The 476-nt window shown below is 49.8% G+C and carries 1 protein-coding gene; it reads left to right on the top strand.

The features are described from left to right. On the top strand, positions 1–476 hold a 476-nt coding region (locus FE394_RS19325; RefSeq protein ID WP_319927937.1), incomplete at both ends, for an IS110 family RNA-guided transposase.

The raw sequence follows: 476 nt of genomic DNA, 5'->3' as shown, positions 1-476 counted from the left end.
TGCATCGTGTCAGAGAATCACTCATCAGAGATAAGGTAAAGACCACTAACCAAATGCACGCCTTTTTGCTGGAGTTTGGTATCAGTTTGCCAAAAGGCGAGGCGGTCATTAAACGGTTATCTCTGGTTCTGGCAGAACACGACGTGCCCGATTATCTGAGCCGTTTGCTGATGAAATTACATGCCCACTACCTTTATCTTGTCGAGCAAATAACGGCGCTGGGATCAGAATTAAATCAGTCCATCAGTGGAGATGACACCGCTCAACGCATCATGACAATTCCGGGTGTGGGGCCAATTACGGCCAGCTTACTCTCATCCCAGCTCGGTGATGGCAAACAATTTTCATGCAGCCGCGATTTTGCTGCCTCGATGGGACTTGTTCCCCGGCAATACCGTACGGGAGGGAAACCTACCCTGCTAGGTATCAGCAAACGCGGCAACAAAAATTTGCGCCGATTACTGGTTCAGTGCGCC

This window comes from Xenorhabdus littoralis (genome assembly GCF_033949345.1).
In the GTDB taxonomy this organism is placed as follows: Bacteria; Pseudomonadota; Gammaproteobacteria; order Enterobacterales; family Enterobacteriaceae; genus Xenorhabdus; species Xenorhabdus littoralis.
This window is presented reverse-complemented; position numbering and strand designations above follow the sequence as displayed.